Genomic DNA, 23,129 nt, shown 5'->3' on the forward strand with positions numbered 1-23,129 from the left:
CTAACGCTTATGCTTAACGCGAAAAAAATGAAAACGAAAACGATGCTTCTGACGGCGGCGGCCTTGTTCCTGATCGCCGGCGTCAGCACGACAGCGGCCGTATGGGCTTCGGACAATACGCCGACCGTGGCCGCGCAAAAAGAAGCGGCGCCTTCGGAACCGGAAGCGAGTGCGACCGCGGCCGCACCGGAGGCCTCCGATCCGACAGCCGCACCGCAGGCCGCCGCTTCGACGGCCGTAGCCGAAGGAGAAGAAGCGGCAGCCGACTCCGACGACGCGCCGCGGGCAACGGCAGCGCCGGCCTTCGTTCCGGCGACGACGGCACGAGCGGAGGCGGCCTCTGCCGGCGAAGCGGACGCCGCTCCGACGGTGGCGCCCGCTCCGACGGATGCCGAAGCGGCGATGCAAGCTGACGGCGCGCATGCCGTTTCGGAGGCGGCGCCGGCGCCTTCCATCAAAGAAGCCGTTCCGAAGGATGTGCCGGCACCGACCGTCGAAGCAGCCGCGTCCGAACCGGCGCTCGTTCCTTTTGTCAAGTGACTCGTACGGCAAACAAGAAGACCGGGACCCGGTCTTCTTGTTTATTGGCGCCGAAATAACAAGCAGTGACCAAGGGAATCCGCGAGCCGTCCGCTTATTGCCGTTTTCGCACCGGCACCCACACCTCGACTTCCGCGTCCGCCGGATTTCCGTTCAGCAGCACCTCCGCGATCGGTCCTCCGCTATATTCATATTCGTACGCCTCGGTGAAGAGCGAGCCGAACGCCTGATCCTCCAGCCGATCGAAGGCGAGGCGAGACAATCCGCCCTGGCCCGACAGCACCGCATATTCCCCGCCCGGGAATCGAAGTTCATCCGTATGCTCCGGCAGCGGCTTCGCGGAGACGACGCCCGCATAGTAGCGGGCGACGCCGTCCTCTACGGCGACCGCGGCATAGCCGTAGGGTCCTTCTGCGAGGGGCCGAATGCCAGGGAGCTGCCCGTTTTCGAGCTTGCTTTTGAAAAACGTCGTCTTTTGGACCGAATACTGCGGCGCGTGGATGCTTGTCCCGCCTTCGAGCGCTGTTTTAAATCCGATGAGACGAAAAGCCGGCTTTGTTTCAACGCGTACATGGTTCATAGGGGGAATGCCTCCTAAGCGAGTGTGGCTTGCTTCTCCAGCATAAGCTGTAAACTATGACACCTGTGTGGCATACTTGAATCGGAGGTGTCCCGATGAAAATCGATCGCTTGATCGCGTTGATCCTGATCTTGCTGGAGCGCGACCGGATCAGCGCCCGCGAATTGGCCGAGCGCCTTGAAGTGAGCCGCAGGACGATTTACCGCGATATCGATACGTTAACCGTGGCCGGGTTGCCCATCTATACGCACGAAGGCGCAACGGGCGGCGTCGGGCTGATGAAGGCCTACAAGGTCGACAAGTCCTTCCTGTCGCGGCGCGAAGCGCAAACGCTGGCGGCCGGCTTAAAAAAGCTATCGGCAGGTGTTCGGCCACAAGGAGCTGGCATACGTCCTGGAGAAGCTGAACGCCATCCATCGCGAGGACGGCAGCGGCATTGCGGCGGACGGGAAGTTCGCGGTCGATCTGTCGCTTAATCAAGGAAACGAGTCACTGCGCGGCTTGTTGGGGTTGATCGAGACGGCGATGAACGCGTCGCGCTATTTGGCGTTTCAGTATGCGGATCGAGCCGGACGCCTCAGCGCCCGGCAGGTCGAGCCCTACCAGGTTGTTTTTAAAGAAAGCAGTTGGTACTTGCAGGGCTATTGCGTCGAACGCGCGGATTATCGCATCTTCAAGCTGGCGCGGATGAGCGGGCTGCGGGTGCTTGAGGGCCAATTTGCGACGAGAGACTTCAAGCCGCTGCCAATGGACGGGGGCGAGTGGATGAGCCGGGAGGAGGTCGCGGTCAAGATTCGCGTCCACCGTTCCGTCGTCGATCGGGTGATCGAGCGTTTCGGCGAGTCGCATGTCCTTGAGATGGGGGAAGAGACTTGCTTGGCCGCGTATCCGATCGTCAACGATTCGTTCGGCTACGACAAGCTGCTCGCCTTCGGGGATAAGTGCGAAGTGCTGGAGCCGCCGGAGGTTCGGCTTGGGTTTCGGGAATATGTGCGGAGGATCATGGATAAATATAGAAATTAATTCGACTTGAAAAGTGAGAGGCAGCAGCGTGCGCGATCCATTCGATATTGCAAATTACTTAGAGGCACGTTAAAATACTGAATAATTGTTCAGTATTATTCGGTTTTGTTTTGGGCGCTACAGCAGGCTATCCGGCTATTATGTCAAGAGGTGATCCCCATCAACAAAAAGCAGCTTCAAACGGAGCAAACCAAGAAGAAAATCGCAGACGCGTCTAAAGCGCTCTTTATCAAGAAAGGCTATAAAGCGACCGCGATCGAGGAGATCGTGAAGGCGACCGGATGCAGCGCGGGCAATATTTATTACCATTTCAAGAGCAAGGAAGGGCTGTTCCTGTATTTGATCGAGGAATGGGACCGGGAGTGGGAGGAAAACTGGCGGGCGAAGGAGGGGCTATATGCGACGACGGCCGACAAGCTGTACGGCATGGCCGAGCATCTGGCGCTCGAGCAGCTCAACCACCCGCTGACCAAGGCGATCGACGAGTTCTATCACAATGCCGAGAAGGGCTCGGAGATCGAAGAGCGAATCCGGCAGATGATCAAAGGGTACGTCGACTTCAACAAGCAGCTGGTGCAGCAAGGCATCGACGCCGGGGAGTTCAAGGCGGCGGACGCGGCCGCGCTCGGCATGATCCTCGACGGTCTGCTGTTCGGACTGAGCCAGCACGCCCGGCATATGGAGCGGAGCGAGGCGCTTGCGGCATACCGGCTGGCGGTGGACGTGTTCCTGCATGGGATCGCCTGACCGCCGCCTCCCCCTTTTTTTGCCCACATCTAGAATGAATATTCAGTATTTTTGAAGCGACTTGGAGGACGTTGGCAATGGCAATCTTGGTTAAACAACAGGGCGCGCTGCTCATCGTGATGCTGAACCTGTTCCTCGTATTCACCGGCATCGGCCTGGTGATCCCGATCATGCCGAGCTTCATGAACGAGCTGGGGGTGAGCGGCAGCCTGATGGGGCTGATGATCGCGGTGTTCTCGCTGGTGCAGTTCCTCTTCTCGCCGCTGGCCGGACGCCTGTCCGACACGATGGGCCGCAAGCGCATGATCGTCGCCGGCATGCTCGTGTTCGCCGTCTCCGAAGGCTTGTTCGGCATCGCGCATTCGCCGACGCTCATGTTCGCGTCGCGGGCGCTCGGCGGCCTGAGCGCGGCGATGATCATGCCGGCCGTCATGGCGTATGCGGCGGACATCACGACGGACGAGGAGCGCGCGGCGGGCATGGGCTACGTGAACGCGTCGATCACGACCGGCTTCATCATCGGTCCGGGCATCGGCGGCTATCTCGCCGAGTTCGGCATCCGCATGCCCTTCTACGCCGCAGGCGTCGGGGGCGTCGTCGCGGCCGTCGTGACGCTGCTTTTCCTCAAGGAGTCGCTGCCGGCAAAAGGGGCCGGGGCGCCGCAGGCCGAGACCGCCGAGCCGCATAGCGGTCTGCTGATCCAAATGAGGCATTCGTATCGCGCGCCTTATTTTCTAAGCCTCGTCATCGTATTCGTCATGTCGTTCGGCCTCGCCAACTTCGAGACGATCTACTCGCTCTTCGTAGACCACAAGTTCGGCTTCGGACCGAAGGACATCGCCTTCGTCATCACGTTCGGCTCGATCGCCGGCGCCGTCGTGCAGCTTACGATTTTCGGCCGGCTGCTGAACCGGTTCGGGGAGAAGCCGATCATCGCGGCCTGCCTGTTCGCCAGCGGCGTCTTCGTCCTGCTCATGCTCTTCGTGCATCAATTCTGGACGATCTTCGCCGTCACTTTCGCTGTGTTCCTGGCCATCGACATCCTGCGCCCCACGATCGGCACCCAGATGTCCAAGCTGGCCAAGGACCAGCAGGGCTACGTGGCGGGCTTGAACTCGGCGTTCACGAGCCTCGGCAACATTGTCGGCCCGATCGTCGCGGGCGTGCTGTTCGACGTCGAGATTAATGCCCCGTATACGCTAGCGGCCGTCGTGCTGCTGATTTGCTTCGCGGTGTCGATGCGGGGGGCTGGGGCGGAAGGTGAGGGCGGGGGAGCGAGTATAAGGAATGATTGATGTGCAGGCATGTTATAATTTAAGGCAAATGAACTCATTTGCATGGACGGCGAGGCCAATGAATCGGATGAAAGATCTTAAAAAAGCTTATTAAGCCTAACGGGCGACCGCGCGAAATAAATATCGCTAAAGAAAGAAACAAACGCAGGGGGAGGTGTGTGCGATGGCCGATGCAGACGGCGACGACACCGGAGAACGCGTGCTCAGCCGGCATACCGACCGGCAGTGGCGCAGGCGAAGGATGGAGCTTGCCGAATGGACGGAGCGCCCGAAGGTCAGACGGAGGCCGAAGCAGGCGGCCTGGCTCGGGCAGGCAGAGATCGACGCAGAGCTGCTCGGCGCGTTGACGCATCTAAAGCGAGCCGGTATCGCGACGGAGTTTTCCTGCGCAGGCGTCAGCGTATTCGACGAGCCGGAGGATCATTCGCTGTACGCCTATATTACGCTCATTGCTTCTCCTGCGGCAGACCGGTTTGTACAAGCGGCGATGGCGTACATGGGACACCGGCTGCTGGTTACCTTTGAGCCCGGGCGGCGCCGGTACGACTGCTCCTCCTTCCTGATCGGGCACAATCGTTCCTTTTGCCTGCTGATGGAGAAGTGCGCGAGCGGCTTTGCGGCAGCGTTATGATACAATCGATTAGCGCCACGGGCTTGGCTTCTTATTTTAGAAGCGAAGCCCGTGGCGTTTTCTGCAATCGGATTGCTTCCATCGTTTAGATCCCGCTCAGAATGGCCCCGCCTTCGACTTGAAGCACGGACCCGGTCGTGTAGGTGTTTTGCGCCAAGTATACATAAGCTTCAGCGAGTTCTTCCGGTTTTGCTACGTGCTGCAGTAAAAGGGACTGCGCAATCTGCCGGAATACGGCTGTACGGCTTTCATTGTCCATTCCGCTAAAAACAGGCGTATCCACCACCCCTGGCGACACGGCATTGACTCGTATCGGCGCCAGGTCTATCGCCATCGCACGGACAAGGCCTTCAATGGCTGAATTTATCGCCACCATCGTCGAGGCCCCTTTTGCCGGACGCGCGGCATAAGCACCGGAGGTCAGCGTGATCGACCCGGACTTTCTGATGAAAGGCAGTGCGGCTTTTACTGTTGCGTATTGCCCCCAGAACTTGCTGTCAAACTCGGACCTCGCTGAATCGATTGCCAAAGCTCCGAAGGGACCTTGAGAGGTCGCGCCGCCGGCAGCAGTTACGACGAGGTGATCGAATTCGCCTATTTTTTCAAAAAACAGTCTCATTTGACGTTCATCCTGGAAATCCAGGACATAACCTTGCGCTGTTCCGATCTCCTTCACTGCCGCGTCTACTTTCTCTTGCGAACGGCTGGCGACGATGACCTGTGCGCCGTGGGACACAAGTAACTTAGCTGTCGCCAAACCGATGCCCGAAGTGCCGCCTACAATTACGGCTCGATGATTTTGCAATGACATTTGTAAAGACCTCCCGTTAAAAATGATGCAACATTAAGCGGAATATTAACTCCGTTTATTATACGGAGTGGAGACTCCGTTTGTCAATTTGGTGTATAATGTGTTTGTCAGAGGGGGGCAATCGGATGACGGGAAAATCATTGCGGGCGGATGCCAGGCGAAACAGAGAACGAATACTCGTGGTGGCAACGGAAGCGTTCTCCAATGAGGGCTTGGAGATTCCGATAGATGAGATTGCGAACCGCGCGGGGACGGGGATCGGCACGGTATACCGTCACTTTCCGACGAAGGAACAGTTAATTGAAGCTGTGGCGCTGCGCATTAAGCAGCAGCTCATCGACAAGGCAAGGGAGATGCTCGGGCAAGACGATCCCGAACAGGCTTTTTTTTAACTTTCTGTCGTTGATCGTGAGAGAAGGAGCGGGAAACAAAGCTTTGATTGCCGCGCTGGCCCGTTCCGGAACGGACGTGCATCTGCAGCACGCGGACATCTCCCTTGATTTTCAAAATGTACTGGGACAACTGCTGAAACGCGCGCAGCAAGCGGGCTCGGCTCGGAATGATATTCAAGTAACCGATATAACGGCTATGCTGTTCGGTATCATGCGGACGCTTGAAAACAATGACGACGCCGGATTGTCGGAGCGCGTCCTGTCGGTTCTGTGCGAAGGGCTGCGCAATCGTGAGGTTGCAGGAGGCTGAGTATGGCAGGGACAAGATCTTGCGCAAGATTTTGGCCCGAACATTAATGCGTACAGCAGCTCCCGCCGTCAGGCGGGGGCTGTTGACGTTCAAGCCCAGGAGCGGAGGGGCCGAGAGGTCCGCTGCGCGGAGGCTGAACGGGGGGGGGGGGGGGAGCTAGGAGAAGTTCTGCAAAATTTGCGCGATTTTACTTTCCAGCGCCGACTGGCCTTCCGGGTCCTCGAGCGCTTCATGCAAATACGCGGGCGCGAGCAGCTGATACTGCTTCATCCGGTAAAAGTCGAGAATCGCCTGCTTCAAGGTGACATCGTACTGGATCGAAAAGGAGGGCTCGAGGAAGCGCCGCAGCACGGCGTCGTCCTGAACGATGAACAGCTGCGCGTTTAACGGGTTGAACGCCTGCCGCTCCATCCCGGCTTCGAAAAACGATTGCAAATTTTTGCTCCGGCTTTGCTGCGCGGCGGCCAAACGCTCGTAGTGGTGCGGGTAGTAAGCCTTAAGGTCCTCCAGGAACAGATCGGATACGTACAGGACGCCGATCAGCGACTGCGCGAACGTATGCCGAAAGCGCTCGGCATAGGAGAGGGAATCGTCGCCAACGACGGTGTCCGAGCTTTGCAAATAATCGATGTAATAATCGGTCACCTGCTCAATGATCTCATCCTTGGAGGAAAAGTGCTTGTACAGCGTCACCTTGCTGATATCCATCGCCTTGGCGATCTCGTCTATTTTAAGCTGGCTGAACCTGGTTTTGCGGAGCAAAGGCTTGATTTTTTGCAGATATACATCGATGCCCACGGGTTTTCTCATGCTTCGAAGGCCTCCTTGGCTGCTGGTCCTTAACAGTATAACAAACTCGCTTTCAACAGAAACGTCTTTTATTTAAATTACTAAATTAACTAAATAATTAAATATAGTTTACTTATTTAATGGTCGAGCGTATAATCGGCTTTGTATTGAGCGACCGATAACGCCGTACATGCCTGAGGCGAACCGGATCACGAGGAGGAATTATAAATGCGTGTATTTGTAACCGGCGGGTCCGGCTTCATCGGCTCCGCCGTCGTCCGCGAGCTGCTGGGCGCTGGACATCAGGTTCTCGGACTGGCTCGTTCGGACGAGTCGGCGGCAGCATTGGCGGCGGCGGGCGCGGACGTTCACCGCGGCTCGCTGGACGATCTCGACAGCCTGCGTGACGGCGCCGCGGCGGCAGACGGCGTCATTCACCTGGCGTTCGTGCATGACTTCTCGAATTACGGCGTTTCGATCGGGATCGATAAGCGCGCGGTCGATGCGATGGGCGCGGCGCTCGAGGGCACCGGCAAGCCGTTTGTCATCACGTCGGGCACGTTGATGCTCTCGCACGGACTGCCGCGGGGACAGGTCGGCACGGAGGCGGACGCGGTCCATTCCGAGGTGCCGCGGGGCGGCGCGGAAAATGCCGTGCTCGCGCTGGCCGGGCGCGGCGTGCGCTCCGCGGTCGTCCGGCTCTCGCCGTCCGTCCACGGCCGGGACGATCACGGCTTCGTGCCCGCCTTGATCGGGATCGCACGCGCCAAAGGCGTCTCCGCCTATATCGGCGACGGCTCCAACCGCTGGCCGGCCGTGCATCGTCTGGATGCCGCGCGCCTGTACCGGCTGGCGCTCGAATCCGCCCCGGCAGGCTCGCGTCTGCACGGCGTCGGCGAGCGGGGCATCCCCTTCCGCGAGATTGCCGGCGTCATCGGCCGTCATCTGAACCTGCCGACGGTCGGCATCCCGCCCGAAGAAGCGGCCGCTCACTTCGCCTGGCTCGGCGGCTTCGCCTCGGCGGACAACCCGACGTCAAGCGCGCTGACCCGCGAGCTTCTGGACTGGCAGCCGGCGCATCCCGGGCTGATCGAGGACCTCGAACAAGGTCACTACTTCGAGGGTTAGAGCGGCGTACTTGCAGCGGCTTTTCTTGCGCCGGTTCGATGCCGCGGGACAACCGCACATTCCGCTGTCTATCCCAATCCCGGCACGGGCATCTCTCATACGTTGGTATCAGCATTGCCAACAACAGAGGAGAGAGGTCGGAGCCGAATGGGGATGTACGAGTTTTGCGTCAAGCATCAGAACCGCAGGGTGCGCGTGACCACGCACAATGGCGCCTTCGAGGGGACGATCGTGGGCGTGGACTGGGATAATCTGTACTTAAAGCCTGCCAAGGGCGAATTAACGCTGTCCGCTTGGGGGCGAGGCTACGGCGTCTATGGCGGCTGGGGTGCCGGCATCCTCGCGCTGTCATTGTTTACGCTGCTGGCGATCGCTCTGATCTAGTCGCCATCCTTGAATTTGTCCGGAAAAAGCACAAACGGGATGAAGCGGGACCATTCCTGCTTGATCTCGGTTGCTGTTTTTTTGACCGCGAACCGTCGCAACCTTCCGATCTCCAGAAGCGTCTGAGAGACTGTCAGAATAAGGAGGGAAATCCATTGCGCGTAAATGTAACGAAATTGGCGGCGGGCATCGGCGGATTATGCGTATGTCTATTGGGCGCCACACTGGTCATCCAGACCTTGAACTATGCGAAGATCCGGCATGCCGGCGAGGTTGCGGCCCAAGAGGCTTCTGCGCGACAGCAGCAGCAGGAGAAGCCCCGCTTGATCCGCGTGGAAATCGAGACGGAGCCGCTCGGCTTCCAGATCAGCCACCCTCCAATCCTGCTTGATTCAGACCAAAAGTAACTGCAAACACTCGCAGCGGCGCTTCTTCGGGAAGCGCTCTTTTATTTTTCCGCGGCCGCCCCTCGAATTTTGTCCGAGATTGTCCTCGCCTGTTACGAATCAGGGAAGTTGTGGGTTATATAACTTTGAGGTCATCAACTAGAGGGGGAAGGGATATTTTTTGAGAAAAGCCGGATTGCGCCTGACCATGCTTGTAGCTTTGATCGCGCTCGTGTTCCAATCGACGCCGACCCATGCCGCTAACGACAGCTATGCCGATCGCCTGTATTCGCCGATGTTCATTACGAAGATCGCGGGTCTGTATTTTATCGCAGATTCCTGGAACCACAGATTGCTCTACAGCAAAGACGTCAGGCAGCCGATCAAGGACTGGAAGGTGCTTGACAATGACATAGCCGCTCCCCATTCCATCGCGGGCAACGGCACCATTTTTGTGTCCGAAGATACCGGCCGCGATCGCCTGATCGTCTATACGCTCACGACGAAGGGCTTCGTCAGAACGCAGACGATCGCCGGCATCAAGGGCAGACCGCACCGCACGATCTACGATTCCGCGACACAGAAGTTCTACGTGCTCACCTCGGACACGCAGAATATCTATACGCTATCGATCAAAGACGGCAAAGTGCTGGTCGACAGCAAAAAAGAATCTCACTTACTTAGAAGCCGCGTATGTCCGGTCCTTCTCGATCATCGACGGCAAAATGTACTTCGTGAGCGGACCGAATCAGATTCTCGTCGCCAACTACCAAGACGGCACCTTCTCCCTTCAAGAGAAGTACGACGTCCCCCCTGGTTACCGCTCCATGAACGATATTAAGAAGATCGGCAATTACTACTACATCACGGTCTATTACAACCAGTTCATTCGTCTGAAGGACTTGTCCGATTTTAGCACGGCCGAGGACCTTTACACGAAGCTGGGTTTCAAAGGCATTCCTTACTACATGACCTACTTCGATGGCAAGGTGTATGTCACCGAGATCGACTCTTATTCGGCCATCCGTTCGTTTAAGCTGTACAACGACGAGATCTCGCAGATCCAGGTGATCCACGATTACGGCCCGCCGAATGCGGCCGTGCTCAATCGGAAGCGAATCCTCGGCACTTAATCGCGCCAGTGGCGAAGCGTTCGCGGCTTCGCGTTGCGGCGGACGCGCGAATCCCCCCGAACGGTCGTTCCGTTCGGGGGGATTTGCATTACGGCCCGGAGCCGACGGAGGCCACTCGCCAGCCTAGCTTCGATTTTTTTTACATAGATGTACGATTCGCTAATATCGGGGTCCGAGACTTCGTAGAGATCGCCGTACTTCGGATCGTTTTGGATGCTCCCCGGGCGGACCTCGGCAGAGACGGCTTTGATCGGATGGAAGGAGATCAGCAGGTGCTTTCTCACGGCGAGCTGAGGCGTTGGGGCTGGGAAAAAGAGAACGTAGACGATGAGTAAGGCAATGACGGAAAGCGCGAGTTTTCGAATTCGTTTGGACATGAGCTTCACCTCCAACCCATGAAAAAGCGCTTCTTGTATCCTTATCATAGCAGGCTTGCGGTGACCAAGGTACATTTGCCTACGCTGGGCATAGGATGAGGTATTCCAGCATGGAGGGATGAACCCGATGCAAGCTTTGTCTCAAGTCAATCCGAACCTGGCGTATGCGCAATATGTGTGGGAGCTGTATCGCAGCTACAGCTATCCTTATTTTCCACAGCCTGCGTATCCATCACCGTATGGCTACCAGCGGTTCGCCTCCCAGCCCGCAGCCGGGACGGCGATCCAGGATTACGGGAAGCAGCCGACAGTCATCAATATTGAGAAGGTGACGGAGCAGAACGACACGTTCCGTACGGCCATATGGACGGGCGAGCACTTCCAGGTGACCGTGATGAGCATCCCAGTAGGCAGCGACATCGGTCTCGAGGTGCATCCGCATACGGATCAATTCATCCGGATCGAACAGGGACAAGGGCTCGTGCAGATGGGAAAAACGAAGGAGCGGCTGGACTTCCAAACTGCGGCGGGAGAGGGCGATGCGATCATGGTCCCGGCCGGCACCTGGCACAACGTGACCAATACCGGCAACGTACCGCTTAAGGTGTACGTCATCTACGCGCCGCCGCAGCACCCGTTCGGCACGGTGCATCCGACGAAGGCGGATGCGATGGCGGCCGAATAAGCGAGGATCAAAACGAATGAAGCTCCCCGTCCCAAGGGACGGCGGAGCTTCATTGCTTATGCTTGCTCTACATTTATCTTGTACAAACTTATGGCGAGCTCCAAGGACCGATTGATCTCCGATATCACCTGCAAGGCGGGAGCCAGCGAGTCTTCGATTCCATCCACGAAGAGATCGAGGTGGAACTTTAACGTATGACCCAGCTGCCTGCCATTCGGCGTCTCGGGCGGCAGCGCAAACGGCCGCAATTGCATTTTGCGGCCGCCTCTTGCACAATCGCGGACGAACCAGCCGAGAAACTCAAGCGCATGCCAACCTTCCCGTGACGGCTGCAGCGCCAACTCAAATTGAATCAGAACTTCATGGTCTAGTCCGCCCCCGGTACGCAGCAGCGCGGCATGCGGCAGATGGGCGTATTCGGGTACGGCAAGCAGCTCGGCATCCACGGATGACAAGTCATCCACGCCGCTCACGACAGAATCGACACCGGCCAGACTGCATAGGGTTTGATGGAATTGTTCGATTTCCGGGGGGATATCCGCTCATTGTTTTCCCTCTTTCTAGTGGTGTGTGTTAATTATCTATGCCAATCACTTACATCGCACTGGCCAAATTCGTTGCTGCCCGCGGCAACCACGGTGCCGTCCGACTTCAAGCCGAGCGTATGTGCGCAGCCCGCCGCGACCGCCACGATATCGTGCCAGCCGCCGACATTGCATTGGCCCTGCTCGTTTTTACCCGCAGCCGTCACCGTTCCGTCCGCATTGAGCCCGACGGTGTGGTAGCTGCCCGCCGCGATCGCGACGAGATCGCGCCAGTCGCCGACATCGCATTCGCCGTGCCGATTTAAACCGACAGCCGCAGCCGTTCCGTCCGATTTTACACCGACGGTATGCAAGTAACCCGCTGCGATCGCAACCATATCGCGCCAGCCGCTGATGTCGCATTGCCCGTATCGATTGTTGCCCACGGCCACCGCCGTGCCGTCCGATCGAAGGCCGACGGTATGCCAGTCGCCTGCCGATATCGCCGCGATATCGCGCCAGTCGTCTACGTCGCATTGGCCTTCATGATTGCGGCCTGCCGCCACCACCGTGCCATCCGATTGGAGACCGACGGTACGGCGCCACCCTGCCGCTATCGCGACGATATCGCGCCAGTCGCCTACATCGCACTGGCCATGCTTGTTCCAGCCGGCAGCCACCACTGTCCCGTCCGACCGAAGGCCGACGGTATGCGAGTTCCCCGTGTTCGTCGCCATATGAACGTTGCCGGCCGCGACCGCGACCATATCGCGCCAGTCGCTTACGTTGCATTGGCCCAGTTTATCGTCGCCCGCGGCCGCCACAGTACCGTCTGGTCGAAGAATGACGGAATGGCGATGACCCGCCGCTAGGATGCCTATAGGCCATCGGTTCACCTTTAGTGCAGCATCAGTCGTTGATTTATTATCCACGCTTAGGTCTCGCGAAGGTGATGTAATCGACTTGGATAGGCTCCGCCGATTCCATTCGAAGTCCCCGGTTGATCTGTCCGCGGTGATACTGTCCATGCAGGAGAACCTGCGACAGGATGTCGCGGACGGACGTCCGGAACGGAACCCCGCTCTGGTTCGCATAGTCGACCATCTCGTCTAAAGCGGATTCCTCGAGTCCCTCGATATAGATGCGATATTGCTCGGCGTTTTCCTCGAACATTTTCCGAATCGCCGTCAGGTCCTCCGTCTCCTCCCAGAGCGAATACTGTGCGCTGCCCTTGCCCTGCAAGCGGGACAGCCAGACGCGCTCCGCGACCGCCACGTGCCGTGCCAGCTTCAGGAGGTCCTTGTCCTGCGTCTTGCTCTCCTCGAGCGCACCCAGGATGCGCCCGTCCGCCCAGTACATGTGGTCCAGCATGCGCTTGATTGTTTTCATTTGGGTTCCTCCTTGAGGGGGTGTCGATTTGCCTATTCGATCGTTAATTTCCATCGTACTTTCCGAATGTAATTCTCCCATCATGGCTTATCTCAATAAGTTTGTTCATTTCCATGTTTACAATCCAAGTATTGAATCCAACGGCTTCCACATCATCAAAATGATTTAGAATCTTTTCCAAAGTACTTTCTACTACAGGTAAATTCATTTCATCCCATATGATTAATAACTCATTTTCGTTTTCAAACTCGTCTAGTTTTCTTATTTCATCCACATCATGAATGGCGATCTTTCGTTCGACTGAATTCCAGTCAATGCTTCCCCAGTTTGTAAAAGGAAACGAAAAAACTAATCTGGCAATCACTCTAACAGATTCGTCTAGGCTATAAATTCGCGTATTATCGCCTAACGCATCCATACATTCTTCAAACAAGATGTTAGGGGATGCTTCTTTTTTTCACTTTTCGTTTTAGCTGCTCGATTTTTAATTTTCTTTGTTGTATATCCATGTAATCACGCCTCATTGAAACTTCGAAACTTTATGGTAGCTGTTAGCTACCATTTAACATTCGCGGCGGGAGGAAGCTATCCTGCCTTCGAGCTGAACAATCTGCCGATTTCCATCGCAGCGGTCGATCTTCCGAACAATGCGGGATTCAACGCCAAGGGCTATCAAAGCTCAACAAGCTGCCGATCTTCTCGGCAGCTTGTTGGTCGCTGAGCTAGCGGTCAGACGATCACGCGATAGTGGAGATGAATAATGCCGCTTCGGAAGCGGCGCTCGCCAAGTAGCTCGAGCCGCGTGCGGAGGTTGTCCGGCAATGCGCGCTTACCTCCGCCCAAGACGATCGGATTAAGCAGCAGATGACACTCGTCCACCAGCCCCGCGCTCAGCGCTTGCCCGGCAAGCTCGGGGCCGCCGATCGACATGTCGGCTTCTGAAGACGCCTTCAGCCTCCGAATCGCATCAGGATCGAATTCACGTTCGACCTTCGTCTTGGCGCTTGCTGCCGCCGGAAGCGTCCGGGAATACACGATCTTCTCGGCTGCTCGCCAGATTTGCGCGAATTCCCGTGTTGTCTCCGGTTGTGCGGCGCCTGCGTCCGCCGTTTCCCAGTACACCATCGACTCGTACATTTTTCGCCCGTACAGGTAAGTACCGATCGTCCGCTGGAAGCCCGTCCAGAAATCATACGTCTCGTCATCGGAGATCGACCAATCGAGCTCGCCGCGCTCGTCCTCCATGTAGCCGTCCAAAGACAGGTTAACAGGATAGATCAGTTTAGCCATTTCAATAACTCCTCCCATTTACTTGCTCGTAACCACTTACTTTAATCGTATCACAATGAATTTTTCCAAGTTCTTCTGGATTGCTAGATTCATGGGTATAGGCGTCCGCACAATCCCCTAGGTACCGACCCACATATTTGTAGGCATAGAGAATCGACTGCGAATAGGGGATGTTCGAATGTACGAAGCGCGCTCGCGAAGCATCGTTCTGCTCGATGCGAAGCAGGGGGACGTCAACGGGGACGGCATCCTCGATAACGTTTATTTATACGGAAACCAATCCGACGGCCCCTTTGCCGACCATATTACGCTAATCGTTCAGGATGGGCGTTCCAACCGAAGCACGGCGGTCAATCTGCCGAACAACGCGGGATACAACGCCAGGCTCTTCCTCGGGGATTTTACCAAGGATCGCGTACAGGACATACTCGTGAGCATCGATACCGGCGGGAGCGGGGGGATACGGGATCTTTTATATGTATTCCTTCAAGAACAATGTCGTTTACGAGATGTTTGATTTTGAAAAATATAACGAGGCGTATAAGTTCAACGTGAATTACGAGGACTTCTACAAGGTGAGCGTCAGTCATCCGCAGCTTGACGTGCTATTTACCATAGACATTAGCAGCAAAGGCTACGACTATTTATCGCAATATTACGATGACGACGGCAAGCTCAAGCAGCCTGTCCAGGGCGAGGTTCTTGCGCTAGGCGGACTGTTCCCCATCGTGACGAACGAAAGAGGCGTGGGCTACGATCTATTTGCGCTTCAACGCATTATCGGTACGACAAACGCCGATACGTTGGGCTATGTCGAGAATCTGCTCACCTGGAACGGCGACCGATTCGCGTCCGCCAGATTGACGGTTGCGATACTGGGCTCGAAGTTGATCAGTCTGTTCTAATCTTTTTAATTCCGTTGCGCGGCGATAGACCGGCCAACGTTCAAGTGGACCCGTCAAGCAGCGCATTCCAACGCAATCGCATGGCGCGCTCGATACTGGCTGCGACAGCGCAGGCTCCGAGCACGACGTTAAGCCACGCCGGCAAATGAATGGGCGAGATGAAAATCCCGAATTGCTGAGCGATCGGGGGCACCTTGGAGACCGCTTCGAGGACCTGTGGAATGGCGAGAACGATCGGAACGATGAGCATGAGCAGCGACACAAATCCGATCCATCGGCTCAGTGCCGGGTGCGTCCTGTCAAGACGAGCGCGATAGCCTTCCGCGGAGCGTGCATCCGGGATCAGCTGCTGCATGCTTCCCTCGTCGGTCACAAAGTGGCAACGCTTCATGCCGAACGCTGAGGTCTCTACGATGATCGTTCCTCCCGGGACGGGGAAGGCTGCAGGAAGCTTGGACATCGCGTAATGTTTGCCGTCGAGGTACAGGTGTGCTTTGCCTTTCCCGTCGTCCGATTGAAGCTGTTGCCAATGCGGGACGTCAACGGCATAGACGGTCTGTCGGCCATCGTCGCGGGTCAACGGAAGATAGAACAAGCTGCGGGCGAACAGCTGCCACCATCGGATCGGCTTTAATGGACGCCCACTACCCGCCTGGACGCGTTTTGCGGCTCTGCGCCACTTGCGCTTCTTAATCATGCCGGACTCCTTTCAAGGGGGGTCACCGGATGCGAATATTACCCGAGGTTGCCCTTACTTTGATCTTGTCCGTCGTCTCTTGCGGGGGCTCCGGCGCGTTGACGCGTCCGGTCGTGGTCTTCAGGTCAAAGAATCCTTTGAACGCCGGATCGAGCGACAGCGTCACGTCGCCGGTACGCACGGAAATATCCAGGTGATCCGAACGTTGCTCCGTCAAATCAATGCTGCCGGACGTTAATTTAAATACGCCGTCTCCGGTAAACCGATCGAACTTGATCTTTCCTGTACGCAAGGAGACATCGGCCGAACCGTCGACGTCTGCGGCGTTAATATTGCCGGAAGTCCCTTCCACGGTCAAAGCGCCCTGCAACCGATCCACCTTGATATCGCCGGAATGAAAGGAAACGTCGACATGTTCGGCCTTCAAATCGGTAAAGCTGGCATCGCCGGCTTTTGACTTGTAGCTGACCTGCTGCAGCCGGGCGTCATTCGCCAACGCTACGGTCATCTTCAGCTTGGTGGACTTGTAATTAGGGGCGACTAATTTAACATCCTTATTCAGCGCCACCTTCAGCGTATTCCCCGCGATCTCCGTCGCTTCCAGCTGATCGATCGTGTGCTGCTGCATATTGCCGCTAATCTCCACATAATTGGAGCCGTCGGCGCTTGCGATGAACGCCATGCTCACGTCATATTCGCTGTCGACGACGAGCGAACCCGGCTTGCCTTGCGTAAACGTCCACTTTTGCTCATGAGCAGGCAGCTTGTCGACCAAATCGCGCGACTGACAGGCCGTCCCGATGAGGCTCAGAAGGATCAGCGCGAATAGTGGACCGTACCGTTTATGATGGATCATCGATTATTTCCTTTCCTGTTCGAATGTGTGTCAACGAATCATTTTTAAAATGCTCTTGATCACCTTTTCACTGTACGCTTCCAGGCTTAACGCATCCCCCCTTTTGAGGAAGTCCCCTCGCCCCTGCAATCGCCCCCCGAATAATCATGGCAGTCACTTGGGGATCGAAGTCGCCGAATTCTTTCGTTTCTTGTCCGTTGCGGAGAATCTCCTTCAACAACACGAGTAATCCGTCTTCCTCATGAACTTCGACCTGGTAATACGGGACGTTGTCCGGCGTGCGGCCATTAAAAACGATTTCGAGCAAAGCGTTGCTATATTCATCGTTCGTACCTTGATAGGCTAAGCTTGCTTCGATAAAAGTCACTAATTTCTCCATGGATGTCTGTTGTGGCGTTACTTTTTCCTTGATGTAGCTTCGCTCATGCTCTACCAGATACATCAACGTATTTCTCATCAAATCTTCCTTGCCGGAGAAATGGTAAGAAATGAGTCCTGTGCTAATATGGGCTGTATTTGCGATCTTGGAAAGACTTGTGCTGTGATATCCGATGTCCGTCAATACCTTAATAGCGGCCTTAATGACTTGTTCTCTGCGCGCTTCAGCGATCAAATATTGTTTATTTTCCATTCGATCCATCTCCTAAAGTTGGTTGTTCATATAAAAAAACTGATCGATCAATATTTTTTATTTTATATGCCCCATTTCCTGATGTCAACGTTGTACTAACTTAAACCAGCTTTATGTAAAAAAAGACAGCCGGTCTTCAAACCGACTGCCTCATATTCATTTCGCCATATTCACCGTAACCTCAAGCTCCTTCAAATAATGTACATTTAACTGATACGTGCAAACATATAACGCATCGACATCGCCTATATTCGAAAAAGTAACTTGATACCTATTGCCGTCTTCCCTGCGAATCGTCCCGTTTTCCTTGTCGTATCGGTTACCCTTGCCGTCTTCGAGCCAGATGTGCTGCACCTGATCGAAAATGCGGGCGCCCGACACTTCATAGGCGAGCGTTATTTGGTTATTTTCCCGTTTCTCATCCAAAATGGTCAGTGCTCCTGCTTTCCCTTGCGATAAAGTGACCGGCGTTCCGTTCCACGCATCGCGCCATTAGGTCGTGGAGTCGGCGCTGCTTAAATACGGCTTGATCGTTAATAGTTGAGGTGTGGACGCGAGCGGCTCGAAGTAATACTTATATTCCCTTTCTTCGCCTGCGCCCTGGCCGTGACTGTTGAGCGGTTCAAGTACGCGGTTCTGTTCATCATAGACCTGGAACGCCCAGAACACGGAATCCGTATTTCGCAGCTGAAGTTTTAATTCCGTAGCCGTCGGGAACGACGTAACGGCTTCATAGTTCACTTCGATATTGTTCCACTTCCTCGTCTGCGAGATCGCGTAGGAGGCCAGGCTCCCACCTTTACGTTCCACAGGGATCTCTGCGATGGTCTTCGTTCGATCGAGAGAGAGGATTCCCAGCACAAATGAATCCGGCAGCTGCGCGTCCGGCGGCCTTGATAATGGCCTCCTGAATCGCATCTTCGCAATCCGCATCGCTGGCAAGGATCGTTTTGGCTACCCGATACATGACGGTCTTGTGCGCGTGAATCAACTGCTCGAAGGCAGCCACGTTGCCTTTTTGCGCCTTCTTGAATTGCTGAGCTACGTCCACCGATCGCCCCCCTTTCGCATTGACGTATATTAGATGAGCGAGATGGTGGGTGGGGTTTCAAAGGTATGTAAGAAATGATGGATTTTATTTTTGTCTTCTGATGAACTCGACAATGAAAACAACCAATGCGATTGCACCGACAATCACGCCGATAATCGCCAAGAGGAACCACGTTGGAACAATATTACCAGGGGCCACCATAGCGTAACACCGCCTATTTATAGTCTTATAAAAAAGTTCGGAGTCGATGGAGAAAACGGATTCTCAATAATAATGCTTAGCACAATCTGAGCGACGATGCTGACAGCAAAAATAATCGTTATTCTCGTTAATAGGATGCTCCTTACGTCCCCTTGTTCCAGCGTTGGATAGTTCAAAAATACGATCATCGGCGCAAAAATCAAGTTAACGATAATCATCAGCGCAGTGATGAAATAATGGGCTAGCCCGGGTAGAAATACGCCATTTTCATAGTAATCCGCAAAAATGACCCTGAAAACAAGTTGGATTAATGCAGGCGTACCGATGGACAGAAACACGACGAGCGTAGCGACTTTGAATTTGGATCTTTTGTTTTTCATTGAACAGGCTCCCTATCGATCAGAATTACCATTATCATAGGTTCTCTGCCCGGTGCCTGCTAAGTACTAACTTTATATAGTACCTCGGCGGTTTTGCGCCTTCTGCCGCATTCATGAACAAAAATCCCTCAAACAGTATGAACTGTTCGAGGGACTGTGTGAAGTCGTGATACAGATCTTTAAATTAAACCGGAAGTGTGTAGCAATCGATCCACCAGCACAGTCGCTTCAGCTCTGGTAATAGAGGCATTCGGTGCCAGCTGGGTATCGCTTCTGCCGGTCATCAAGCCCGTTTGCAGCGCTGCGGCGATACTGCTCCTGGCCCAAGGCGAGATGAGCGTGGCATCCGTGAAAGAGGTCAGTTGAGGCGCTGTCGCTTCGGACGATTGCGCCTTCTGCAAACCGGTCACCTGCATGGCCCTTGCCAGGATCGCTACGGCTTGCTCGCGCGTGATGCTGTCCGTCGGATGGAAGGTACCGTCTTCGTACCCGTCGATCAGGCCGTATGCGTAAGCGGTCTGAATGGCTTGGCCGGACCAGTCCGTCGGCGCGACATCCTTGAAGGCCGTGGCCTGTTCGGCCGGCTTCAAACCCAATCCGCGAACGACGATCTCGGCAAATTCCGCGCGCGTCACGGAAGCATCCGGATTGAATCGGCCGTCCGGATAGCCGCTGACGACCATTCTGGCGCCCAGATCATTGACGGCATCCTTCGCCCAATGACGATCCACGTCCGCGAACGTCAGCGGATGGTACACAAGCGCGTAGGTGCTGTTCGTCAAGCTGTTGATCTTAGCGTAGTACTTGCCGCCACTGACAACGACCTGCGTCGGTACATGGCGCGTCGAGCCGTCCGGCTCCACGACGATGGCGGTCGTTACTTTTTTGTGGATCGGTAACGTCCGGGATCTCGATCGTTCGTTCTACGTAGACGGAGAATTGCTCGACCTCGGCGGACTGGCCTTTATAAATCCGATTCACCGTAAAATCGACGGGCGATCCGACTACAGCGAAGCCGTCGGCTTTGGCCGCAGTTTCGGCTAGCTGCCGCTTGTCCGCGGCACTCGTCGCAATCTTAACCTGCAGCTCGATATCCTGCGGTGCCGCTGCCGAATCGAGACCTGCCGTTAATGCAGCCGGAGCGAGTTGGCTGGCTGGAACTTTGTACGAAGCATGCGCTGTCTTTAATTCCAGCGTCGCTCCATATTCGTTGATGGCTTCAAGGCTCTGGCCGTTCAGCCGGGCGACGGAGATGTCCGAGCTGCCGCCGGTCACCACCGTGATAATGGCGCCTTTGCCCTCCGCAGCAAGCTTCGCTGCGATCTTCTGCGGGTCCAGCGATACGGTCGTCACGGTCCGTCCGTTCACGACGGCAGTGGTCGACGTTCCTGTCGTTTCAGCCTTGCCGTTGACATACACGACGACGTCATTGTTCTGCGATGGTACAGGGGGGCTGCTGTACAGTCGGCTCGTCGGCTGCGCGACGGATCGTCACCTCATAATACTTCACGGTCACGCCATCCTGCGCTGTGACTTTGACGTAGACAGTCGTCGATGCGCCGGCGGTCAACGCAATCGTGGAGCTATCCGTAATCGCAGTTGCGAAGTCGCTGTCCGAATAAAGGCCGTACGTCGCGCCCGTTACTGTGGCGATATCGGCCGGTCCGATAGCGTTCTTGCCGTTTGGTACGTTCACCGACCAGGTGACTGCGTTGCCAGCCGTTGCGCCGTCGCCGCCGGCAGGGGAGCCGTCCGTCTGGCCTGCAATGCTCGTCAGTCCCGCATCGTCGCTGAGCGCCGCATCGCGATGGATTGCCACCGCATAATACTTCGCAGTCACGCCGTCCTGCGCCGTCACTTTGACGTAGACAGTCGTGGCGGAACCCGCCGTCAGCGCAATATTGGCGCTGCCTGTTACTTCCGTGGCGAAGCTGCTGTCCGAATACAGCTTGTACGTGGCACCGGTTACCGTGACGATGTCCGATAATCCCACATCGGTTTTGCCGTTCGGCACGTTCACCGACCAGGTGACTGCGGTGCCAGCCGATACGCCGTCACCGCCGGTAGGGGAGCTGTCCGTCTGGCCTGCGACGCTCGTTAATCCGGCATCGGTGTTAAGCGCCGCTTCGCGATGGAACGTGACCGCATAATACTTGGAGGTAACGCCATCCTGCGCCGTTACTTTAATGTAAACGGTCGTCGCCTCGCCGGCGGTGAGCGGAATCGTGGAGCTGCCCGTTACTTCCATGGCAAAGCCGCTGTCCGCATACAGCATGGAGGTCGCGCTGGCAGCCGGGGCGATATCCGTCAGTCCTACTGCCGCCTTGCTATTCGGTACGCTTACCGTCCAGGCAACTGCTGCGCCGGCCGCGCTGCCGTCGCCACCCCCAGGGGAGCTGTCCGTCTGGCCTGCGATCGTCGTTAATCCCGCATCGCCGCTAAGCGCCGGACCGCGATTGACCGTCACCGCATAATACTTCACGGTTACGCCGTCGGAGGCGGAGACCTTCACGTACACGGTCGTCGCCGCGCCCGCCGTCAACGGAATCGTGGAGCTGCCCGTCACTTCCGCGGCAAAACCGCTATCCGAGTAGAGCTTCGAGGTCGCGCCGGCGGCCGCAACGATATCCGTTCGTCCGACAGCACTCTTGCTGTTCGGCACGTTGACCGACCAGGTGATCGCAGCGCCTGCAGACGCGCCGTCGCCCCCTGCGGGGGAGGCGTCTGTCTGGCCTGCGAGACTCTTCAAGCCTGCGTCGTCCGACAGAACCGTCAGTTGGATGATTCGGTGAAAATACGTGTCGGCGATGAATACATGCCCGCTGCTGTCCACAGCCAGTCCGTAAGGATTGTAGAGCGCCGAGTCGATCGTATAAATCTTCTGGCTGACGCTGTCCACCTTGCGAACCCGATTGTTCAGGGTGTCCGAGACATAGACATTGCCGTCGCTGTCTGCCGCTACACCCATAGGCACGCTTAGCCATGAAGAGCTCGCCGGCGCGCCTTCGTAGTCGTAGCCGTTGCCGCCAACAAAGATGCTGATCTTACCGTCCGTATCGACCTTGCGGACATTCTGATTCCCGTTATCGACGATGTACAGAACGTTGCCGGGTCCGACCGCAAGGGCGACCGGACTATCCATCTTGGCTGCCGTTGCCGCACCGCCGTTGCCACTGTTGCCGTAGCTGCCCGTGCCGGCGACCGTGCTGACGATGCCGGCTGTATTCACCTTGACGACTCGATGGTTAGAGGTATCCGCAATGTACAGATTGCCGCCGTCATCCAGCGCCAGGCCGGACGGAGTGAACAGGCTGAAGGCGGTCGCCGCAGTGCCGTCGGTGCCGCTTCCGGCCGTTCCAGTGCCGGCGAACGTACTGATTTTCCCGTCGGTGTCCACCTTGCGCACGCGATTATTGTTCGAATCCGCGATATACAGGTTGCCGCTGCCGTCGACCGCTACCGCGGTAGGCGTGTCCAGACTGGCCGAAGGGGCTGCGCGGTTGTCCCCGTTGTAGTCGGGCGTTCCCGTTCCCGCGACCGTGCTGATCTTGCCGTCCGTGCCGACCTTTCGGACCCGGTGATTTTCGGTATCGGCTATGTATATGTTCCCGCTGCTATCCACTGCTACAGCGTTCGGCGTATTCAGCTTGGCAGCCGTCGCATCTCCGGTGTCGCCAAAAAAATCCGGACGAGCCGGTCGTTCCCGCCACCGTCGTAGCGCCGTACGTGATCGTCGCCGCCTGCACGGCAGCAGGCAAGCCGCCTTGGACGACCAGGAGCAGGGCGCCGAGCAGCATCCATATTTTCGCATACAATCGTCTTGTCCTCATCCTGATACTCCCTTCGATGTGTGCTATCGCTGCGCTATTCTAGCACATGGCGCTTAAAGGGCGCTGAACAGATCGTTGCAGGCGGCGATCGGACAAACTGCCCGCTCGTCGTTTTAAAGGAAATGCTTCCGTTTAGTTGAATGTATAGAGACACATCATTAGGC

At 56.3% G+C, this 23,129-nt stretch carries 35 protein-coding genes; 16 read left to right on the forward strand and 19 right to left on the reverse strand.

What is annotated here, in order from left to right; genetic code table 11:
• The first annotated feature begins 9 nt into the window (after positions 1-9).
• Entirely contained in the window at positions 10-540 is a 531-nt protein-coding gene (locus OMP40_RS15190; protein ID WP_277532448.1) for a hypothetical protein, read from the forward strand.
• 94 nt (positions 541-634) lie between these two features.
• Here OMP40_RS15190 and OMP40_RS15195 read toward each other — a convergent pair whose 3' ends face one another.
• Entirely contained in the window at positions 635-1,120 is a 486-nt protein-coding gene (locus OMP40_RS15195) for an effector binding domain-containing protein (protein WP_277532450.1), read from the reverse strand.
• 95 nt (positions 1,121-1,215) lie between these two features.
• Here OMP40_RS15195 and OMP40_RS15200 point away from each other — a divergent pair, with 95 nt between their 5' ends.
• The 5 genes from OMP40_RS15200 to OMP40_RS15220 all read left to right on the forward strand — a co-directional run bounded on the left by OMP40_RS15200 (position 1,216) and on the right by OMP40_RS15220 (position 4,816).
• Positions 1,216-1,596, forward strand: a complete 381-nt coding sequence (locus OMP40_RS15200; RefSeq protein ID WP_277532454.1) for a helix-turn-helix transcriptional regulator — start codon at positions 1,216-1,218, stop codon at positions 1,594-1,596.
• Complete coding sequence (locus OMP40_RS15205; RefSeq protein ID WP_277532456.1) at positions 1,484-2,143, forward strand: WYL domain-containing protein; 660 nt, start codon at positions 1,484-1,486, stop codon at positions 2,141-2,143. The genes OMP40_RS15200 and OMP40_RS15205 overlap by 113 nt, the downstream gene beginning before the upstream one ends.
• 159 nt (positions 2,144-2,302) lie before the next feature.
• Positions 2,303-2,890 carry a TetR/AcrR family transcriptional regulator gene (locus tag OMP40_RS15210; protein ID WP_277533213.1) on the forward strand — a complete coding sequence of 196 codons (588 nt, stop codon included), beginning with the start codon at positions 2,303-2,305 and terminating at the stop codon, positions 2,888-2,890.
• Between the two features lie 77 nt (positions 2,891-2,967).
• Positions 2,968-4,185, forward strand: a complete 1,218-nt coding sequence (locus tag OMP40_RS15215) for an MFS transporter (protein ID WP_277532459.1) — start codon at positions 2,968-2,970, stop codon at positions 4,183-4,185.
• 163 nt (positions 4,186-4,348) lie between these two features.
• Positions 4,349-4,816, forward strand: a complete 468-nt coding sequence (locus OMP40_RS15220) for a hypothetical protein (RefSeq protein ID WP_277532460.1) — start codon at positions 4,349-4,351, stop codon at positions 4,814-4,816.
• A gap of 85 nt (positions 4,817-4,901) precedes the next feature.
• Here the strand turns inward: OMP40_RS15220 and OMP40_RS15225 are convergent, their stop codons facing one another.
• On the reverse strand, positions 4,902-5,627 hold the full coding sequence (locus tag OMP40_RS15225) for an SDR family oxidoreductase (protein ID WP_277532463.1): 726 nt from the start codon (positions 5,625-5,627) through the stop codon (positions 4,902-4,904).
• A 125-nt stretch (positions 5,628-5,752) separates the two neighbouring features.
• On the opposite strand from OMP40_RS15225, the gene OMP40_RS15230 reads away from it, so the two are divergent.
• Positions 5,753-6,019 (forward strand): TetR/AcrR family transcriptional regulator, encoded by a 267-nt coding sequence (locus OMP40_RS15230; protein WP_277532465.1) that lies wholly within the window; start codon positions 5,753-5,755, stop codon positions 6,017-6,019.
• Between the two features lie 16 nt (positions 6,020-6,035).
• The gene (locus tag OMP40_RS15235; RefSeq protein ID WP_338131125.1) at positions 6,036-6,329 is read left to right on the forward strand and encodes an SbtR family transcriptional regulator; all 294 of its coding nucleotides are present in this window, start codon (positions 6,036-6,038) and stop codon (positions 6,327-6,329) included.
• Between the two features lie 156 nt (positions 6,330-6,485).
• Here OMP40_RS15235 and OMP40_RS15240 read toward each other — a convergent pair whose 3' ends face one another.
• The gene (locus OMP40_RS15240; protein ID WP_277532469.1) at positions 6,486-7,139 is read right to left on the reverse strand and encodes a TetR/AcrR family transcriptional regulator; all 654 of its coding nucleotides are present in this window, start codon (positions 7,137-7,139) and stop codon (positions 6,486-6,488) included.
• 207 nt (positions 7,140-7,346) lie between these two features.
• Between OMP40_RS15240 and OMP40_RS15245 the strand changes: the two genes are divergently transcribed.
• From OMP40_RS15245 to OMP40_RS15270, 6 genes are all read left to right on the forward strand, one after another.
• Positions 7,347-8,246 carry an SDR family oxidoreductase gene (locus OMP40_RS15245; protein WP_277532470.1) on the forward strand — a complete coding sequence of 300 codons (900 nt, stop codon included), beginning with the start codon at positions 7,347-7,349 and terminating at the stop codon, positions 8,244-8,246.
• A 147-nt stretch (positions 8,247-8,393) separates the two neighbouring features.
• Positions 8,394-8,630 (forward strand): hypothetical protein, encoded by a 237-nt coding sequence (locus OMP40_RS15250; protein WP_277532471.1) that lies wholly within the window; start codon positions 8,394-8,396, stop codon positions 8,628-8,630.
• Positions 8,631-8,785: 155 nt separating this feature from the next.
• On the forward strand, positions 8,786-9,037 hold the full coding sequence (locus OMP40_RS15255; protein WP_277532473.1) for a hypothetical protein: 252 nt from the start codon (positions 8,786-8,788) through the stop codon (positions 9,035-9,037).
• A 160-nt stretch (positions 9,038-9,197) separates the two neighbouring features.
• Positions 9,198-9,857: an NHL repeat-containing protein gene (locus tag OMP40_RS15260; protein WP_277532475.1), complete on the forward strand. Its 660-nt coding sequence runs from the start codon at positions 9,198-9,200 to the stop codon at positions 9,855-9,857.
• Positions 9,844-10,149 carry a hypothetical protein gene (locus tag OMP40_RS15265; protein WP_277532478.1) on the forward strand — a complete coding sequence of 102 codons (306 nt, stop codon included), beginning with the start codon at positions 9,844-9,846 and terminating at the stop codon, positions 10,147-10,149. The genes OMP40_RS15260 and OMP40_RS15265 overlap by 14 nt, the downstream gene beginning before the upstream one ends.
• A 504-nt stretch (positions 10,150-10,653) precedes the next feature.
• The gene (locus OMP40_RS15270; RefSeq protein WP_277532480.1) at positions 10,654-11,211 is read left to right on the forward strand and encodes a cupin domain-containing protein; all 558 of its coding nucleotides are present in this window, start codon (positions 10,654-10,656) and stop codon (positions 11,209-11,211) included.
• A gap of 56 nt (positions 11,212-11,267) precedes the next feature.
• Here the strand turns inward: OMP40_RS15270 and OMP40_RS15275 are convergent, their stop codons facing one another.
• From OMP40_RS15275 to OMP40_RS15295, 5 genes are all read right to left on the reverse strand, one after another.
• Positions 11,268-11,657, reverse strand: a complete 390-nt coding sequence (locus tag OMP40_RS15275; RefSeq protein WP_277532483.1) for a hypothetical protein — start codon at positions 11,655-11,657, stop codon at positions 11,268-11,270.
• Positions 11,658-11,788: 131 nt separating this feature from the next.
• Positions 11,789-12,667: an RCC1 domain-containing protein gene (locus OMP40_RS15280; protein WP_277532484.1), complete on the reverse strand. Its 879-nt coding sequence runs from the start codon at positions 12,665-12,667 to the stop codon at positions 11,789-11,791.
• Positions 12,660-13,124 carry a DinB family protein gene (locus tag OMP40_RS15285; RefSeq protein ID WP_277532485.1) on the reverse strand — a complete coding sequence of 155 codons (465 nt, stop codon included), beginning with the start codon at positions 13,122-13,124 and terminating at the stop codon, positions 12,660-12,662. Before OMP40_RS15285 ends, OMP40_RS15280 begins: the two co-directional genes overlap by 8 nt.
• Positions 13,125-13,167: 43 nt before the next feature.
• Positions 13,168-13,557, reverse strand: coding sequence for a CDI toxin immunity protein (locus OMP40_RS15290; RefSeq protein ID WP_277532486.1), 390 nt, complete (start codon positions 13,555-13,557; stop codon positions 13,168-13,170).
• A 296-nt stretch (positions 13,558-13,853) separates the two neighbouring features.
• Positions 13,854-14,414, reverse strand: coding sequence for a dihydrofolate reductase family protein (locus OMP40_RS15295; protein WP_277532487.1), 561 nt, complete (start codon positions 14,412-14,414; stop codon positions 13,854-13,856).
• Between the two features lie 178 nt (positions 14,415-14,592).
• On the opposite strand from OMP40_RS15295, the gene OMP40_RS15300 reads away from it, so the two are divergent.
• Together OMP40_RS15300 and OMP40_RS15305 are read left to right on the forward strand one after the other, a co-directional pair.
• Positions 14,593-14,931 carry a hypothetical protein gene (locus tag OMP40_RS15300; protein WP_277532488.1) on the forward strand — a complete coding sequence of 113 codons (339 nt, stop codon included), beginning with the start codon at positions 14,593-14,595 and terminating at the stop codon, positions 14,929-14,931.
• Entirely contained in the window at positions 14,891-15,319 is a 429-nt protein-coding gene (locus OMP40_RS15305) for a hypothetical protein (RefSeq protein WP_277532490.1), read from the forward strand. Before OMP40_RS15300 ends, OMP40_RS15305 begins: the two co-directional genes overlap by 41 nt.
• A 40-nt stretch (positions 15,320-15,359) precedes the next feature.
• Here OMP40_RS15305 and OMP40_RS15310 read toward each other — a convergent pair whose 3' ends face one another.
• From OMP40_RS15310 to OMP40_RS15360, 11 genes are all read right to left on the reverse strand, one after another.
• Entirely contained in the window at positions 15,360-16,016 is a 657-nt protein-coding gene (locus OMP40_RS15310; protein WP_277532491.1) for a hypothetical protein, read from the reverse strand.
• Between the two features lie 22 nt (positions 16,017-16,038).
• Positions 16,039-16,872 (reverse strand): DUF4097 family beta strand repeat-containing protein, encoded by an 834-nt coding sequence (locus OMP40_RS15315; RefSeq protein ID WP_277532492.1) that lies wholly within the window; start codon positions 16,870-16,872, stop codon positions 16,039-16,041.
• A gap of 67 nt (positions 16,873-16,939) precedes the next feature.
• Positions 16,940-17,503 carry a TetR/AcrR family transcriptional regulator gene (locus OMP40_RS15320; RefSeq protein WP_277532494.1) on the reverse strand — a complete coding sequence of 188 codons (564 nt, stop codon included), beginning with the start codon at positions 17,501-17,503 and terminating at the stop codon, positions 16,940-16,942.
• Positions 17,504-17,659: 156 nt separating this feature from the next.
• Positions 17,660-17,929, reverse strand: coding sequence for a hypothetical protein (locus OMP40_RS15325; protein ID WP_277532496.1), 270 nt, complete (start codon positions 17,927-17,929; stop codon positions 17,660-17,662).
• 66 nt (positions 17,930-17,995) lie between these two features.
• Positions 17,996-18,313 carry a DUF5643 domain-containing protein gene (locus tag OMP40_RS15330; RefSeq protein WP_277532498.1) on the reverse strand — a complete coding sequence of 106 codons (318 nt, stop codon included), beginning with the start codon at positions 18,311-18,313 and terminating at the stop codon, positions 17,996-17,998.
• Positions 18,303-18,554, reverse strand: a complete 252-nt coding sequence (locus tag OMP40_RS15335) for a sigma factor (RefSeq protein WP_277532500.1) — start codon at positions 18,552-18,554, stop codon at positions 18,303-18,305. Before OMP40_RS15335 ends, OMP40_RS15330 begins: the two co-directional genes overlap by 11 nt.
• A gap of 218 nt (positions 18,555-18,772) precedes the next feature.
• On the reverse strand, positions 18,773-19,135 hold the full coding sequence (locus tag OMP40_RS15340; RefSeq protein WP_277532501.1) for a hypothetical protein: 363 nt from the start codon (positions 19,133-19,135) through the stop codon (positions 18,773-18,775).
• Between the two features lie 179 nt (positions 19,136-19,314).
• Positions 19,315-19,998 (reverse strand): S-layer homology domain-containing protein, encoded by a 684-nt coding sequence (locus OMP40_RS15345; RefSeq protein WP_277532503.1) that lies wholly within the window; start codon positions 19,996-19,998, stop codon positions 19,315-19,317.
• Positions 19,928-20,554 (reverse strand): hypothetical protein, encoded by a 627-nt coding sequence (locus OMP40_RS15350; protein ID WP_277532505.1) that lies wholly within the window; start codon positions 20,552-20,554, stop codon positions 19,928-19,930. Before OMP40_RS15350 ends, OMP40_RS15345 begins: the two co-directional genes overlap by 71 nt.
• A gap of 7 nt (positions 20,555-20,561) precedes the next feature.
• Positions 20,562-22,781 carry a cadherin-like beta sandwich domain-containing protein gene (locus OMP40_RS15355; RefSeq protein WP_459076919.1) on the reverse strand — a complete coding sequence of 740 codons (2,220 nt, stop codon included), beginning with the start codon at positions 22,779-22,781 and terminating at the stop codon, positions 20,562-20,564.
• Positions 22,750-22,965: a hypothetical protein gene (locus OMP40_RS15360; protein WP_277532509.1), complete on the reverse strand. Its 216-nt coding sequence runs from the start codon at positions 22,963-22,965 to the stop codon at positions 22,750-22,752. The genes OMP40_RS15355 and OMP40_RS15360 overlap by 32 nt, the downstream gene beginning before the upstream one ends.
• Between the last annotated feature and the right edge of the window lie 164 nt (positions 22,966-23,129).

It is taken from the genome of Cohnella rhizosphaerae, assembly GCF_029525575.1.
GTDB lineage: Bacteria > Bacillota > Bacilli > Paenibacillales > Paenibacillaceae > Cohnella > Cohnella rhizosphaerae.